The sequence below is a fragment of the Stenotrophomonas oahuensis genome (assembly GCF_031834595.1).
GTDB lineage: Bacteria > Pseudomonadota > Gammaproteobacteria > Xanthomonadales > Xanthomonadaceae > Stenotrophomonas > Stenotrophomonas oahuensis.
Genome location: NZ_CP115541.1, coordinates 2,937,287 through 2,952,079 on the forward strand (window position 1 = coordinate 2,937,287; position 14,793 = coordinate 2,952,079).

Annotated in this window: 18 protein-coding genes; 6 read left to right on the top strand and 12 right to left on the bottom strand. The window is 66.7% G+C overall.

Translation table 11 applies throughout. The features are described 5' to 3' along the window. Positions 1 to 128: 128 nt before the first annotated feature. The 3 genes from PDM29_RS13100 (at position 129) to PDM29_RS13110 (ending at position 2,340) form a co-directional block, all read left to right on the top strand. A complete protein-coding gene (locus PDM29_RS13100; protein ID WP_311190551.1) occupies positions 129 to 1,208 on the top strand; it encodes a polyketide cyclase in 1,080 nt (359 codons plus the stop codon). 83 nt (positions 1,209 to 1,291) lie between these two features. Beyond that, a complete protein-coding gene (locus PDM29_RS13105) occupies positions 1,292 to 1,663 on the top strand; it encodes a DUF423 domain-containing protein (RefSeq protein ID WP_311190552.1) in 372 nt (123 codons plus the stop codon). A 2-nt stretch (positions 1,664 to 1,665) separates the two neighbouring features. Beyond that, positions 1,666 to 2,340: a DNA-3-methyladenine glycosylase family protein gene (locus tag PDM29_RS13110; protein WP_311190553.1), complete on the top strand. Its 675-nt coding sequence runs from the start codon at positions 1,666 to 1,668 to the stop codon at positions 2,338 to 2,340. 70 nt (positions 2,341 to 2,410) lie between these two features. Here PDM29_RS13110 and PDM29_RS13115 read toward each other — a convergent pair whose 3' ends face one another. The 6 genes from PDM29_RS13115 to PDM29_RS13140 all read right to left on the bottom strand — a co-directional run bounded on the left by PDM29_RS13115 (position 2,411) and on the right by PDM29_RS13140 (position 6,507). After that, a complete protein-coding gene (locus PDM29_RS13115; RefSeq protein WP_311190554.1) occupies positions 2,411 to 2,926 on the bottom strand; it encodes a hypothetical protein in 516 nt (171 codons plus the stop codon). Between the two features lie 140 nt (positions 2,927 to 3,066). Further along, a complete protein-coding gene (locus tag PDM29_RS13120; RefSeq protein WP_311190555.1) occupies positions 3,067 to 3,870 on the bottom strand; it encodes a M15 family metallopeptidase in 804 nt (267 codons plus the stop codon). A 103-nt stretch (positions 3,871 to 3,973) separates the two neighbouring features. Continuing rightward, positions 3,974 to 5,260, bottom strand: a complete 1,287-nt coding sequence (locus PDM29_RS13125) for an alpha/beta hydrolase (protein WP_311190556.1) — start codon at positions 5,258 to 5,260, stop codon at positions 3,974 to 3,976. A 1-nt stretch (position 5,261) separates the two neighbouring features. Next, a complete protein-coding gene (locus tag PDM29_RS13130) occupies positions 5,262 to 5,438 on the bottom strand; it encodes a DUF4177 domain-containing protein (protein ID WP_311190557.1) in 177 nt (58 codons plus the stop codon). After that, the gene (locus PDM29_RS13135) at positions 5,435 to 5,614 is read right to left on the bottom strand and encodes a type II toxin-antitoxin system antitoxin (protein WP_311190558.1); all 180 of its coding nucleotides are present in this window, start codon (positions 5,612 to 5,614) and stop codon (positions 5,435 to 5,437) included. The genes PDM29_RS13130 and PDM29_RS13135 overlap by 4 nt, the downstream gene beginning before the upstream one ends. 23 nt (positions 5,615 to 5,637) lie before the next feature. Further along, the gene (locus tag PDM29_RS13140; RefSeq protein ID WP_311190559.1) at positions 5,638 to 6,507 is read right to left on the bottom strand and encodes an SPFH domain-containing protein; all 870 of its coding nucleotides are present in this window, start codon (positions 6,505 to 6,507) and stop codon (positions 5,638 to 5,640) included. A gap of 126 nt (positions 6,508 to 6,633) precedes the next feature. On the opposite strand from PDM29_RS13140, the gene purT reads away from it, so the two are divergent. Next, on the top strand, positions 6,634 to 7,818 hold the full coding sequence (purT, locus tag PDM29_RS13145) for a formate-dependent phosphoribosylglycinamide formyltransferase (RefSeq protein ID WP_311190560.1): 1,185 nt from the start codon (positions 6,634 to 6,636) through the stop codon (positions 7,816 to 7,818). Positions 7,819 to 7,896: 78 nt separating this feature from the next. Here the strand turns inward: purT and PDM29_RS13150 are convergent, their stop codons facing one another. Both PDM29_RS13150 and PDM29_RS13155 read right to left on the bottom strand, forming a co-directional pair. Then, positions 7,897 to 9,102, bottom strand: a complete 1,206-nt coding sequence (locus PDM29_RS13150) for an endonuclease/exonuclease/phosphatase family protein (protein ID WP_311190561.1) — start codon at positions 9,100 to 9,102, stop codon at positions 7,897 to 7,899. A gap of 35 nt (positions 9,103 to 9,137) precedes the next feature. After that, positions 9,138 to 9,893 (bottom strand): arginyltransferase, encoded by a 756-nt coding sequence (locus tag PDM29_RS13155; RefSeq protein ID WP_311190562.1) that lies wholly within the window; start codon positions 9,891 to 9,893, stop codon positions 9,138 to 9,140. 154 nt (positions 9,894 to 10,047) lie between these two features. On the opposite strand from PDM29_RS13155, the gene PDM29_RS13160 reads away from it, so the two are divergent. Further along, positions 10,048 to 10,602 carry an EF-hand domain-containing protein gene (locus PDM29_RS13160; protein ID WP_311190563.1) on the top strand — a complete coding sequence of 185 codons (555 nt, stop codon included), beginning with the start codon at positions 10,048 to 10,050 and terminating at the stop codon, positions 10,600 to 10,602. Between the two features lie 101 nt (positions 10,603 to 10,703). Here PDM29_RS13160 and PDM29_RS13165 read toward each other — a convergent pair whose 3' ends face one another. The 4 genes from PDM29_RS13165 to PDM29_RS13180 form a co-directional block, all read right to left on the bottom strand. Beyond that, complete coding sequence (locus PDM29_RS13165; protein WP_311190564.1) at positions 10,704 to 11,927, bottom strand: RNA polymerase sigma factor; 1,224 nt, start codon at positions 11,925 to 11,927, stop codon at positions 10,704 to 10,706. Between the two features lie 65 nt (positions 11,928 to 11,992). Next, a complete protein-coding gene (locus PDM29_RS13170) occupies positions 11,993 to 12,496 on the bottom strand; it encodes a putative signal transducing protein (protein WP_311190565.1) in 504 nt (167 codons plus the stop codon). Between the two features lie 4 nt (positions 12,497 to 12,500). Then, the gene (gene tesB / locus PDM29_RS13175) at positions 12,501 to 13,409 is read right to left on the bottom strand and encodes an acyl-CoA thioesterase II (protein ID WP_311190566.1); all 909 of its coding nucleotides are present in this window, start codon (positions 13,407 to 13,409) and stop codon (positions 12,501 to 12,503) included. A 118-nt stretch (positions 13,410 to 13,527) separates the two neighbouring features. Beyond that, complete coding sequence (locus PDM29_RS13180) at positions 13,528 to 14,307, bottom strand: enoyl-CoA hydratase/isomerase family protein (RefSeq protein ID WP_311190567.1); 780 nt, start codon at positions 14,305 to 14,307, stop codon at positions 13,528 to 13,530. 34 nt (positions 14,308 to 14,341) lie between these two features. On the opposite strand from PDM29_RS13180, the gene PDM29_RS13185 reads away from it, so the two are divergent. Then, positions 14,342 to 14,782 (top strand): copper chaperone PCu(A)C, encoded by a 441-nt coding sequence (locus tag PDM29_RS13185; RefSeq protein WP_311190568.1) that lies wholly within the window; start codon positions 14,342 to 14,344, stop codon positions 14,780 to 14,782. Positions 14,783 to 14,793: the final 11 nt, after the last annotated feature.

Below are 14,793 nucleotides of genomic sequence, written 5' to 3' on the forward strand. Positions count from 1 at the left end.
CTGTACAAAACCGCTGCCGGCATGGAAACCGGTGCGCCAATCCTGATCCATAACACCCGCGAAGCCTGCTAGGATTGGCGCTTCGCTTCAATCAACCCGGCCGTGGGATCGGCCCCGGAGACTCCTGAATGACCCGTATTATCGAGTTCCTGATCGCCTTGGGGATCGTGGCTGGCCTGTTCGTCATCATTGGCGTGGCGCTGCCGGGCGAACGCCATATTTCCGAAAGCATCGAGACCAACCGCAAGATGACGATCGTGTTCGACACGGTCAACAGCCTGCGCCGCTTCAAGGACTGGAACCCGCTCGTCCTGCGCGATCCCGCCGTTGAACTGAAGTACTCCGGCCCCGCCGCTGGCGTGGGTGCCCGTCTGGACTACGCCTCCAAGGAAGCGTCGCTCGGCCAGGGCAGCTGGGAAATCACCGAATCCGAAGCTGGCAAGCGCGTGGCCATCGCCATCGAAGATGTCAGCAAGGGTCACGACAAGAAGACCAGCTTCACCCTCGAGCCGACCGGCAAGGGTGGCCGCAACGTCAAGATCACCCAGGACTACAGCGTCAAGTACGGCTTCGACCTGTTCGGTCGTTACGCCGGCCTGTACGTCAGCCGTCACATCGGTGACGACCTGAAGCTGGGTCTGTCGCGCATGGCCAACATGCTGGCCACCGTGCCGAACATCGACTACCGCACCGCCGAAGCCCCGCTGACCGATCTGGCCATCGTGGACGTGGCGGCTGAAGACCTGCTGGTGGTGACCGCTGGTAACGTCGACCGCGGCCAGGAAACCATCACCAAGTCGATCAAGGACAACCAGGAGTGGATCAAGCGCGTGATGGAGGCCAACAACCTCGAAGCCGCCGGTCCGTTCCGCATCATCACCACCGACTTCGGCCAGGAAAAGTACGCCTTCGACATCGCCCAGCCGGTGAAGAAGAAGGGTACCGAAGGTGCTTCGGCTGAGCAGCTGACCGTCAAGATCGACGGCGGCGCACCGGTCAAGTACGTGCACGTGGCTCCGCACCGTTCCGCCCATGCTGCCTACACCGGCCACATGGCGGGTCTGGACATCGCCCGTAACGCCCTGCGTGCCTGGGCTGTCACCGGCGGCAACGAAGTCATCGACCGTCCGTACGAAAGCTGGAAGGATGGCGTGGACAAGTCGTTCACCGCGGACGGCACCTACGACATCTACTGGGCTGTTAAGTAACCCAGCGGTTGATGCGATGTAACGCATGACCTCAAAACGCGCCGCTCACTGCGGCGCGTTTTTTTTGGCAGAAGGAATTCCACATGCTCAATCTGGAACGACGTGCGCGCAAACCCTCGCTGCTGGCCTGCCTGGGCGGGCTGCTTGCGGCCACGGCGGTTGGCCTTTCCGCGTATGCCTCGCACGGCATCAGTGACGCGCTGGCGCAATCGCACGTGAGCACTGCGGCGCTGTATGCCTTCGGCCACGGCGTAGCACTGGCGGTGCTGGGTGCCAGCCAGCAGAACCGGGTAGGGCGCTTGGCGCTGTATGTGCTGTTGCTGGGCACGCTGCTGTTCTCGGGAAGTCTGGTCGGCGCCGCGCTTTGGCAGCTGCCGACGTCATTGGCTCCGGTCGGAGGCAGTGCGCTGATCCTCGGCTGGGTGGTGTACGGGCTCAATGCCCTGAGGCGCTGACCATGCCCCGCTTCCGCCGCGGCTTCGATGTGCAGCAGGCCCACGACTGGCTGGCTCGTCGGGATCGCCGCCTGGGCGCATGGATGAAGCGGCTGGGGCCGATCGAGGCACCGCCGGGCTGGGGGAAATCATTCGACCCGGTCGATGCGCTGGCCCGCGCGATCCTGTTCCAGCAACTGAGTGGCAAGGCTGCCTCCACCATTGTCGGCCGGGTCGAGACGGCCATCGGCAGCACGCGTCTGCATGCGGACACGCTCGGGCGGATAGACGATGCTGCGCTTCGTCTGTGTGGGGTATCCGGCAACAAAGCGCTGGCGCTGCGCGACCTGGCCCGGCGCGAGGCGGCCGGTGAGATTCCCGACCTGCGCCGGATGTCGGTGATGGAGCACGACGCGATCATCGAGGCGCTGGTGCCGATCCGTGGCATAGGCCGGTGGACCGTGGAAATGATGCTGATGTTCCGCCTGGGCCGGCCGGACATCCTGCCGATCGACGACCTCGGCGTGCGCAAGGGTGCGCAGCGGGTGGACAAGGCCGAGGTGATGCTTACCCCGAAGGCGCTGGCCGAACGAGGAGAGAAGTGGGGGCCTTATCGCACCTACGCCAGTTTGTATTTGTGGCGGATCGCGGATTTCAGCGAGGTGCCGAAGGCCGCGACCAACCGGTCGCAGGACTGACGCCGCGTAGGGACACGCCATGCGTGTCCGTCGAACGACCTGGCAATGCGATGACGCGCATGGCGCGTCACTACGCGTCCAGCTTCGGCGCGAACGCCGGGTCATCGCTCAGGCGGGCACGAGCTGGGCGCGTGCGCACATTGGCCATGTGGCGGTGGTAGCGGTAGGTGGCGAGCGTGCCGCGCACGCTGACGAAGGTGAAGATCGCCATGAAGCCAATGCCAACCAGCGAACCCTGACCGGTAACGATGTTGACCACCGTGCCCAGTACGGCCAGACCGCAGAAGCTCAGCACCAGTGTTGCCACGATGCGGCTTCGCTTGTAGACGCCGAAGGCGAGCAGCAGGTACACACAGGCAAGAATCAGCATCGGTGCCAGCAGCACCGCATTGAAAGCACCGCCACGCATGAACAGCACGCCCACTGCGCCGATGACGGAGAAGCTGCCCAGCACGGCCAGCAGAATCCACATGTGCTTGATCGGGCTGGTGATCTCTCGCGGGGGCTCATCGCGCCAGTCGACGCGGCTGGAGCGCTGCGCAGTGGGTGCCACCTTGCTGGCCTGGTACGGGCTGTTGTCTTCCATGACGCGCTATCCCCCTTTGGATGTTCTGCGAAGCTTAACGCCAGCTATACAAAACCGAAAGAGGGAATCTCCCGACGTAGTGACGCGCCATGCGCGTCAACGCGGTAATCGGCCGTTCGATGGACACGCATGGCGTGTCCCTACACGCCGGTCCAGTACCAGTGCCAGGGCTCGTACACGATGCCGTGCGGGTTGTCGCGCGGATAGCTCAGCCGGAACCCATGCCGCTCCGCGTTCTCCTGCAACCACGCAAACGCCGCAGTCGACTCGAAGCTCTCCTCGGCCGGCGGCTCCCCCGGGCTGCTGATATCCAGCGCGCGTCCACTGTGATGCTCGCTGTACCCCGGCGCGGCATTGACCTGCAGAATCTCCTGCACGCTCAGCCCGCGCGCGCGCTTGCGCTCGAAAATGCCCAGCTGGTAGTCGTGGCTGCGGTAGCCCGAGATCGCCTGCAGCGCGATCCCGTTCTGCGCTGCATGCAGCTGCAACCGCCGCCAAGCCAGCGCCGCACCGTGCTGCAACCAGAGCGGCCGCCGGTAGCGGTCGAAGCCGGCCAGGCGCAGCTGCGCAGGCTCGGCTTCCAGGGTCAGCCCGGTATCGGCTTCGTACTTTTCCGCATCAATGCCCAGCTGCTCCAGCCGTAGCTGCAGTCCGCTGAGCGGTAGCAGGGCGGTCGGCTGTGGTCCGCGGCTGCGGCCCTGTTCAAGCCGCTCCAGCGCATCCAGCGCCTCGTCAATGCCGGCTTCGCGCATCAGGTGCGGCACCAACGGCAGCACGCCCTGTGCCTTCACCACGGCAAGGTAACGCCCATCGGCCTTGCGCCGCAGCACCCACTGCGCCTGCGCCAGAGCACGTGCATCGGCATTGCTGCGAGCACGCAGCAACCCACCGGGCCACAGCTCGATATCGGCGGTGTTGGTCAGCAGGGCAGGGAAGCGACGCATGCGCCCAGCTTAGCCGATAAGCCCGCATCACCGCCCGTTGCGGGGGCGATCCCGCCGCGCGTCATCGCCCGCCCGTAGAGCCGGGCTTGCCCGGCTGCCGTTCTCATGGCTGCGCCCTGATCCAATCCGCCACGTCGTCTATCAGTTTCTTATCCACATGCCCCGGGCGACTGTATTCCTCGATCGAGCCCGGACCCTCACCGGCGATGCCCAGGTGGTTCAGTTGATCGTAGCGGTGCAGCGTCGCGGTACCAGACAGCGCCTGCGACCACAGCTTCCAGTCGGTATCGATCACCTGGAAATCGCGACCGCCATGCAGGACCAGAATGGGCTGCGAAAGCGCTTTGGCATCGGCAACCGGGTCCACCTGCTCCAGCGTCCGCCAGTAATGTGCCGGCAGACCCAGCGGCAACGCAGCGGGCGCTACCGGTTCAGTGCCGCGTGCCGCGGCGATCTGCGCATCCAGGCGATCCATGACCGCCTTTTCCTGCGGGCTGATCTGGCCATCCAGATTGAACAGGTAACGATGCTGCTCGGGCATTATGTCCAACAGCGAGCGCGCCGGTGCCGACCACAGCACCACACCGGCCACCTTGCCGGAGCGGGTGGCAATGCGCGGTGCAATCATGCCGCCCTGGCTGTGGCCGATCACGTAGAGATGGCGCGCATCGATGCCGGGCGTTGATGCGAGCAGCGCAAGGGCGGCGACCGCGTCGTCGGTGATCTCGTCATCCACGGTGAAGTCGCCGCTGAAGTCCTGCGGGCGGACCTTGGTGCGCTTCTCGTAGCGCAATACGGCAATGCCCTGCGCAGCCAGCCCGCGCGCCACGTCAAGGAACGGGCGGTTCTGGCCGATGGTCACGTTACGGTCCTGCGGGCCGGAACCGTGCACCAGCACCACCGCCGGGAACGGGCCTTTGCCCACTGGCATTGCCAGCGTGCCGGGCAGCGCGCCCTTGCCGCTGTCGATCTGAACTTCGCTTTCGCGATAGGGCGCATCCGCCGGAACCGGCGGCGGCGGCGGTGCCGCTGGCTGCACGGGCAGGAAGTACAGCCCGGCGATGCGGCCCTGCGCATCCACCGTGATCACGGCGTTGAACGGACCCGAGCCAAACTGCAGCGGCTGCAGCACGGTCGGCATGCCCTGCTGTTCCACCACCCGTACCGGACCACGCGACTTCAGGCCGCCCAGCTGCTGCCACAGCGTCTGCAACTGGGCGGCGGGTGCCGCCTTGGCCATGTCCGGGGTGAACATCGCTTCGGCGGCGGTCATGTTGCCGGCCTGCAGATGATCCAGCAGCTGGCTGGCGGTCTGCTCGGGGCTGGCAGCGTGGGCGCTCGTTGTGACCGACGCAAGCAGCAGGGCAAGCGATGCGAGGCGCGTGCGCATGTCACTGCTCCTTCTTGAACACCAGCAGCGCCTTGCCCCAGGACGGCGGCAGCGCCACGTTGACCAGTTCCCAGCCCAGCGCGCCGTGGCGGTTGAGCTCGTTCTGGATGTCTTCCTGCCTGATGCCTGTCCAGGAAGGCTTCACTTCTACCGTCAGATAACTCCAGCGCTTGCTCATTCCTTGTTCTCCGGCGTCGGGGTGGGTTTCGGCAGGCGTCCTGCCTTGCGCAGGGCGTCGCGCAGCACGTATTCAATCTGCGCGTTGAGGCTGCGCAGTTCGTCGTCGGCCCAGCGCTGCGCCGCCGCCAGGACGTCGGCATTGATGCGCAGCGGGTAGGCTTTCTTTTCAGTCATGCGGAAGGCTCAGTACAGCCGGCTCAATAGAGCGAGCCGGCGTTGACGATGGGCTGGGTGCCACGGTCCGAGCACAGTACCGTAAGCAGGTTGCTGACCATGTGTGCCTTGCGCTCTTCGTCCAGCTGCACCACGCCGTTCTTCTGCAGTTCGGCCAGCGCCATCTCCACCATGCCCACCGCGCCGGCCACAATCCGCGTGCGCGCGGCGATCACCGCATTGGCCTGCTGGCGCTGCAGCATAGCCTGGGCGATTTCCGGCGCGTAGGCGAGGTGGCTGATGCGCGCATCGAGGACCTGTACCCCGGCATCGGCCAGACGTTCGGCCAGTTCGTCCTTGAGATGCTGGGAGATTTCGGTGGCATGGCTGCGCAGCGACAACTGGCCTTCCTCGTGCTGGTCGTACGGGTAACTGGTGGCCATCGCGCGCAGCGCCGATTCGGACTGGATGTGCACGAAGCTCTCGTAGTCGTCCACGTTGTAGACCGCCTCGGAGGCGTCGACCACCTGCCAGACGATGACCGCGGCGATTTCAATCGGGCTGCCATCCAGCTCGTTGACCTTCAGCTTGCCGCTTTCAAAGTTGCGCACGCGCTGGCTGACCTTCTTCTTGCTGAAGAAGGGGTTGTTCCAGCGCAGGCCGTTGTCTTTGACGGTGCCCACGTACTTGCCGAACAGGCTGAGCACGGCGGCCTGATTGGGCTGCACGGTGTACAGGCCGGTCAGGCTGAGCAGGGCGATGATGGCCAGCAGCACGCTTCCGAACAGCAGCCAGCCGTTGACGTTGCCGCGCTGCGCGCCGGCGACGAACATCCAGACGGCCACGCAGCACAGGGCCAGCACGGCCAGCAGGAACGGCAGGCCGGACAGGGAGCGGACGGGTTTTTCCTTCATGGCGGGGCATCCTTGGGTGGGTTTGGAATAGTGGTATCAAAATGATATCAGTCATGCAAGTGCCCCCGAGCCCGGGCCGTACGCCCTAAAATGCCTTCCCGTCCCTTTGCCCCCTCGGAACGCCCCATGACCACGCTCGGTACGCCGCTGTCTCCTTCCGCCACCCGTGTGCTGCTGCTGGGCTCGGGCGAACTGGGCAAGGAGGTCGCCATCGAACTGCAGCGGCTGGGTGTGGAGGTGATCGCGGCCGACCGTTACGCCAATGCGCCGGCCATGCAGGTGGCACACCGCTCGCACGTGATCGACATGCTGGACGCGATGGCGCTGCGCGCGCTGATCGCGCAGGAGCAACCGCACCTGATCGTGCCGGAGATCGAGGCCATCCATACCGAAACCCTGGTGCAGCTGGAGCAGGAAACCGGCCAGCGGGTGGTGCCGACCGCACGTGCGGCGCGCCTGACCATGGACCGCGAGGGCATCCGTCGGCTGGCGGCGGAAACGCTGGGCCTGCCGACCTCGCCGTACCGCTTCGTGGACACCGAGGCGGAGTACCGCGCAGCGGTGGCGGCCATTGGCCTGCCGTGCGTGGTCAAGCCGGTGATGTCGTCCTCGGGCAAGGGCCAGAGCACGCTGCGCAGCGAGGCGGACATCGCACCGGCGTGGGACTACGCGCAGACCGGCGGCCGTGCCGGCGCGGGGCGCTGCATCGTCGAAGGTTTCATCGACTTCGATTACGAGATCACCCTGCTGACCGTGCGCCATGCAGGCGGCACCTCGTTCTGTGCGCCGATCGGGCACTGGCAGAAGGACGGCGATTACCGTGAAAGCTGGCAGCCGCAGCCGATGTCGCCTCGCGCGCTGGCGCGGGCGGAGGAGATTTCGCAGGCGATCACCGACGACCTCGGCGGCTGGGGCCTGTTCGGGGTGGAGCTGTTCGTGAAGGGCGACGAGGTGTGGTTCAGCGAAGTCTCGCCGCGTCCGCACGACACCGGGCTGGTGACGCTGGCCTCGCAGGACCTGAGCGAATTCGCGCTGCATGCGCGGGCGATCCTGGGCCTGCCGATTCCGGTCATCCGCCAGAGCGGCCCTTCGGCGTCCTGCGCGATGCTGGCACACGGCGAAGGCGTGCCGTTCTTCAGCAACGTGGAGCAGGCGCTGGTGCATCCGGATTCGGCGCTGCGCCTGTTCGGCAAACCGAGCGTGCACGGGCATCGCCGCGTAGGCGTGACCCTGGCGCGTGGCGCGGATATCGACGAGGCGCGGAAGATCGCGCGTGAGGCCGCCGAGGCGATCCAGATCGAGCTGCGTTGAACGGCAGCGACGACCAACGGTCGTCGCCTACCCATCACGCACAGGACGGTAGGTGCCGACCGTTGGTCGGCACGCTTTTTACCGCACGTCCACCCACACCAGATGGTGGTCGCTGCCATCGGCGATCTTCGCTTCGGCACTTTCATTGGCCGGCCAGAACACGCCGCTGCTCACATACTCGAAACCGGTCGACGGCAGCACGTAATCCAGCCGCATGGTGCCGGCCTTGGGACCGAAATCACCGGTGGCGTGGAACGGTGCACCCTTGCGCACGATGCCCTTGGCCGCGTAGGCCGCGCTGGTCTGTTCAGCCCCGACGCTGCGTGGGGTGGGGTAGCGCAGCACGCGCGCGTTTTCGATCAGCTCGACAATGGCATCGTGCTGGCCATCGCCATCCACGGGATCGTTGTTGAGGTCACCCAGGATCACAAAGCGCGCGTCCTGCGCCAAGCCACCACACTGGCCACGGTCGTCACACAGCCAGGGCTTGTCGCCGCTGGACAGGTACTGCTGCCACAAGCGCAGTTCGTCGCCGTTGCGCTGTGCATTGCGCTTTTCCGGCCCGTCGAACACCGGCGGGGTGGGGTGGGAAACCAGCGCATGAACCACGCCATCGGGGGTTTTCACCGGCACGTCCCAGTGCGACTTGGACGACAACCGCAGCTGCGACCATACCTGGGCGCTGTAGAACGGCTTGCCGGTGCGCGGGTCGACCGGATTCACCGCCCCCGGCAGGGTGTTCCACTTCAGCAACTGGAAGGTGCGCACCTGGGCTTCATCGATCGGGTAGCGCGACAGCACCAGCATGCCGTACTGGCCGGGGTGCAGGCCGTAGCCCCAGGCATCGTTGCCGCGCGAGCGGCCTTCGCCGCCGACTTCGCCGTTGTTGTCCAGGTCCAGGCCGCTGGGCACGCCGGTGTTGACCGGGGCCAGGTAGCGGTAGGGATACTTCAGCGGCTCGCCGCCGCCGGGCTGGGCGGTTTCCAGGTAGCGCTGCTGGAACAGGTCGGCGGCGCGGTGTTCGTGGTCGAAGTCGAATTCGTTCAGCAGCACCAGGTCCGGGCGGACCTGCTGCAGCACCGCGGCGATCTTGCGTGCGTGTGCGCTGTCGCCTTCCAGCTCGGCGATCAGGCCGCCGCGCTCGTCGCTGTACAGCGAGGTGTTGTAGGTGGCGATCCGCAGCGGTGCCGGCTTGGAATCAGGCATGGCGGCGGTCCGGTTCGGGGTCTGGGCGCAGCCGCTGCAGAACAGGGCCAGGGCGAGGAACAGGGCAGGGGTCTTCATCTGCCTATTTTACCTGCGTGCATTGCAGGGGCGCGTCAGCGCCCGTCCAGTTCGTCGTCGAAGTCGTGCCAGCGGCGGCCGTCGTAGGCCTCCAGCGGGCGGAAGCGGCGCTTGTAGTCCATCTTGCGGTGGTCGCGTATCCAGTAGCCCAGGTACAGGTGCGGCAGATTCTCGCGCCGGGCCCAGGCAATCTGCTGCAGGATGCCGAAGGTACCCAGCCCACGGTGTGCCTGTTCGGGGTCGAAAAAGGTGTACACCGCCGATAAGCCCTGCGCGGTCACATCGGTGACCGCCACCCCCAGCAGTTCGCCGCGATGGCCGTCATGGGCCGGCGCGCGCATTTCCAGGAAGCGGCCCTTCGACCACTGCCCGATCAGGAACTGGTCGAACTCGTGCGGACCGTGATCGTCCATGCCGCCCTGGGCGTGGCGGTGGGTGAGGTAGCGGTGGTACAGCGCGAACTGTTCGTCGGTCTGTTCGGCGGCGACGATGCGTACTTCCAGGTCGGCGTTGCGGGCCAGACAGCGGCGCTGGCTGCGGTCGGGCGCGAAACGCGCCACCGGAATGCGCACCGACACGCAGGCGTGGCAGTTGGCACAGTGCGGGCGATAGACCAGGTCGCCGGAGCGGCGGAAGCCCCAGCTCAGCGCCATCGGGTACAGCGTGCCCAGGCGCGGATCGTGCGGATCGAGGACCAGATCGCGCGCGGCACGATCCGGCCAGTAGCCACAGGGGTGGTCCCCGGTCTGGAACAGTCGCAGCTCGTCGTCGCGGTCGCCGTGTATCGCCATGCCCACAGCATAGCGCCGGGCCGTCGCAGCCGCCGCGACTGTCTGCTACATGAACGCGACCGGTGCCACTGTCAACGCGGCAGACGCTGGCGCGTTTTCCCTGGCGTGGGTGCCAATGCACCGCACAGCCAACCCCTGATACCGGAGTGATTCCATGCGCAACCGCAAACCCCTTCTGCTGCTGGCCCTGCTGATGACCACCGGCGCTGCCGGCCTGGCGGTGGCCGCCGACACCCCGACCGCTGGCGACAAGCCGGCCCGCGTGAAGCTGGACACCAATGGTGATGGCTTCATTGACCGCAGCGAAGCGGCCAAGGCCCCGCGCCTGGCCGAGAAGTTCGACACCCTGGATGCCAACAAGGACGGCAAGCTGTCGCGCGAGGAAATGCCGCGCTGGCACGGCAAGCGCCACGGCCGTGGCCCGGGCATGCACGACCGCATGGCCAAGCTGGACGTGAACAAGGACGGCCGCATCAGCCGCGAGGAAGCCAAGGCTGATCCGCGCCTGGCTGAGCGCTTCGACAAGATGGACCTCAACAAGGACGGTTACCTGGACAAGGCCGACCGCGAGCTGGGCATGAAGCAGCACCGTGATGCGTGGTTCGCCGCCGCTGACACCAACAAGGACGGCCAGCTGAGCAAGGCCGAATTTGATGCCGCCAAGTCGCCGTTCGGCGGCCCGCGCGGTGGCAAACCGCCGGTGCACTGATCAACCCCGCATCCCGTAGAGCCGGGCTTGCCCGGCTGCTCTTGAAACCCGAACAACGCCGGTCTGTGACCGGCGTTGTTCATTGCCGGGCAAGCCCGGCACTACCCCACCTTGAGCATCACCACCGCGCCCACCATGCCCAGCGTCAGGATGTTCAGCAGTATCACACCGGTGCGCCCATACATGGACTCATACCACCAGTTGGTGCCGGTACGCCCGCGCCGCGCATTGTCGCGGGCAATCAAGGGTTTCATGATCCGCTGCAGCGTCACCAGGCACTGATAGTTGACCACGCAGACGCCGGAGAACGCGGCGGCAAAGGCGATCCAGAGCGGGGCCTGGAGAACGGTCAGCACGAGGGTGGCCAGACAGGCCACCAGAGAAACGCCGGTGCTGGAGTGCACGAATCGCATGATCTTCCGGCGCTCATCGGGATGCTCGGCAAACGACAGCAGGTAGCGTCCGCCGAGATAGCTGAGTGCCACGGCCCCCACCGTTGCGACGATCATGGTGGTCAGGGCATGGCCAGTCACCAGCAACTGACTCTGCTCCGCTGCGGCCGTCAGCGAGGCCACGGCGGTGCCACTGGTGACACTGGCACCACCCAGTCCGAACTTGCTGCCCCCCAAGCTGGTGCTGAGCAGGATCGCCGCGCTGGCGGTACCCGGCGCAGCCACCATCACCATCGACACCACCGCCGTGGCGAACGCCGCGCTCGGCGCGCTGCTGCGTGCGAACTCACCGAAGCGGCGCAGCATTTCCTCGCGTACCGTGGTGCGCGCACGCGACAGCCGCTTGCGCACGGCGGCGTCGCTCAGCCCCAGCAGGTCGGCGACCTGCTGTGAGCTCTGGCCTTCGCGGTAGTACAGCAACAGGGTTTCGCGGCTGTCTTCGGGCAGCGCGGAAATGATCTCCTCGGCGGCCAGTTCCTCTTCCACCCGCTGCAGGTGCTCGGGCGCGTCCGGGCTGGGGTCGGCGGCCATGCCGATGGCGATGTCTGCCGCCTCGCCGGACAGCGGGCGGTTGCGGTTGGCGCGCAGCCAGTCGCGGGCCAGGTTGCGGGTGATCTGGCGCAGCCAGGGCAGGAAGCTGGCGTGGTTGTTCAGGTGCGAGAGCTGCTGCCAGGCCTTGATGAAGGCTTCCTGGGCGATGTCCTCACTGGCCTGCACGTCACGGGTGATGGCCAGGGCGATGGCGGTCACCGTGTTCTGGCAGGCCAGCACGATGCGGCCATAGGACTGCTGGCAGCCCCCGGCAGCGGCGGGCAGCTCGCGTTCCAGGGTGAGGGTCAGCGGGTGCGAAGCGGTCAGCGTGTCCAGCGTCATGGCGTCCTTCCCCAGCGGGTGATGCCATCATGACGTGGGCCGGCGGGAAATGTGACCGGCCGGGTTTACGGTTGCTGGGGCGGCGTGATGCGCACGCGCACCTCTTCTTCCTCCGGGGCGGCTGGGGCGGGTTGCGGTTGCTGCTGCACCGCCGGTACCGGTGCGGCCGGCGGCGGGGCGCTGCGGTGGCGCATGGTGATGAACATCGCCACCGCGCCGATCACCAGCAGCAGGCCGATGCGGATGCGCCAGCCCCAGTTGCGGGCCGGGGCGGCTTCTGCCGTTTCCGGGCGGAAAGCGTACTCGGCGGTGGGATGGTCGCGGCGGGTGGTGTCGAGCAGGCGGGCGTCACGCAGGATCTCTCGCGCGCGTGGCTGGTCGTTGGCGTGCACCACCCACAGGGTCGGGTGCGTGGTGGCCTTGCTGGTGTCCAGATAGCTGAACTGGCTGCCGCGCTTGCTGTGATACGAGCGGCCATTGGTGATGCGCACCTCGATGCCCGCATCGCGCAGCAACTGGGCCACGCCTTCCACGGTTTCCACGCGCTGGCTGGTGAAAATCTGACGCATGGGGTTACTCCTTGGCCGGCACGGCGGCCGCGGCGTTGCTGTCTTCCACGACGCGGATCAGGCCTTCCTGCGCGGTGCTGGCGACCAGCACGCCGTGGCGGTTGAAGAACTGGCCGCGCGCCAGTCCGCGTGAATCCTGCGCGCTGGGGCTGTCCAGTGAATACAGCAGCCAGTCGTCGGCGCGGAACGGGCGGTGGAACCAGATCGCATGGTCCAGCGAGGCCATCTGCACGTGCGGCTGGTAATAGCTGATGCCGTGCGGGAAGGTCGCGGTGCCGAGCAGATGGAAGTCCGAGGCATAGGCCAGCAGCGCCTGGTGCAGTTCCGGCGCGTCGCCGACCTTTTCATTCAAACGCAGCCACACCTGGTGGTAGGGCGGGCGCTTGGGCGGGTGCAGTTCATCGCGCGGGTACACGTGGCGGAACTCGAACGGGCCACCGCGCGACAGCCAGCGCTGCACCTTGATCGGCAGGCGTTCCAGCACTTCCGGCGGCAGTGGGCGGTTCGGCTCGATGTCTTCGGGCTGCGGCACTTCCGGCATCTTCTGCTGGTGCTCGGCCCCGGTTTCAGCCTGCTGGAACGAGGCGGCGCAGAAGAAGATCACCTTGCCGTGCTGGATCGCGGTGACCCGACGCACCGAGAAGCTTCCGCCGTCGCGGGTGCGGTCCACGTCATAGACGATGGGGTGGTCGATGTTGCCCGCGCGCAGGAAGTAAGCGTGCAGGGAATGCACATGGCGGCCGTTTTCCACCGTGGCCTGCGCCGCCGACAGCGCCTGGCCCAGCACCTGTCCGCCGAACACGTACTTGGTGCCGATGTCGCGGCTCTGGCCGCGGAACAGGTTGTCTTCCAGCCGCTCCAGCGAGAGCAGGTCAATCAGCTCGGAAACGACGGGTTCTTGCGGCTGGGACAAGGCGGCGGCCTGATGGTGGAACGGGGGGGAATTATACCGGCCGGCGCATTGCGCCGCCGTCGCACGACCAACGGTCGTGCGCTATCGGTAGGGCACGACCGTTGGTCGTGCCGGGCCGTCACGCTTTGCCAATCCGCGCCACCAATGCCTGCAACGCATTCTGCGCATCCGGCGCGTACCAGGCCTCCACAAACCGGTCCAGCTGGATCAGTTCCGGGGCCAGGGCCTCGTGCAGGTCGGCGCGGGCAATCGCCCGGGTCAGCTGCATCGGCTGGCGCGGCAACTTCAGCAGCTGCTGCAGCCAGGCCAGGGCGCGGCCCACCACCTGGTCGCCGTCCGCCAGTTCATCCACCAGCCCGATCTGCAGGGCCTGTTCGGCCGGCACCAGCGCGCCGGTGGTCAGCAGCACGCTGGCGCGGTGCGGACCGATCACGCGGCGCAACAAGCGCTGGATACCTTCCGGGGCCACCAGCCCCACCTGCACCTCGTTCAGGCCGATGCCGTAAGGGCGGGCCGGGTCGGTGCTGCGCGCCATCACCCGGTAGTCGCAGCACAGCGACAGCACGCAGCCGCCCGCCGGGGCATGGCCGGTAATCGCTGCCACCACCGGGATGCGGCTCTCGGCAATGGTGCGCACCGCGCCGAAGAAGGCGTTCCAGCTGTCCAGCAGCTTGTGTTTGTCATCGCCGTGCGAGAGCAGGTGCGGCACGTCCATGCCCCCGGTGAAGATGCGTTCGGTGCCCGACAGGATCACCCCGTGCGCGTCCTCGGCCATGGCCAGTTCAACCGCGTGGATCAGCTGCCGGCACAGTTCGGTGTCCAGCGCATTGACCGGCGGGCGCGCCAGGCGCAGCTCGCGGATGGGGCCGTGGTTGATCACCTCGATAAGCGTCGTCATGCTGCGGTCTCGTTGCGGACGGGAAACTGAGGCGATGATAACCAAACCATTCGTGGGCGTATTGTTGGCGTTGTGTGCGGGCGCAGCATCCGCGGCCGAGCCGGCCTGTGTGGTGCTGGAGCAGGGCTGGGTGCGGCTGCCGCCGGCGCAGACGCCGATGGCGGCGGGCTATGGGGTGATCCACAACCGCTGCGCGCAGGCGGTGACGGTGGTGGCCGCGGGCAGCAAGGCGTTTGCCGACGTGTCGCTGCATGAGACCACGGTGGTCAATGGCGTCAGCCGGATGCGTGAAGTGGAGCGGTTGCCGATTGCGGCTGGGGCGAAGGTCGAACTGAAACCCGGTGGGCTGCATCTGATGTTGATGCAGCCCGGGGTGACGCTGACCGAGGGCAGGGAGCTGCCGCTGCGGCTGAGCCTTGAGGATGGCCGCAAGGTGGATGGGGTGTTGCAGGTGCGCGGCGCGATGACGGATTGACGTCGGCGGCG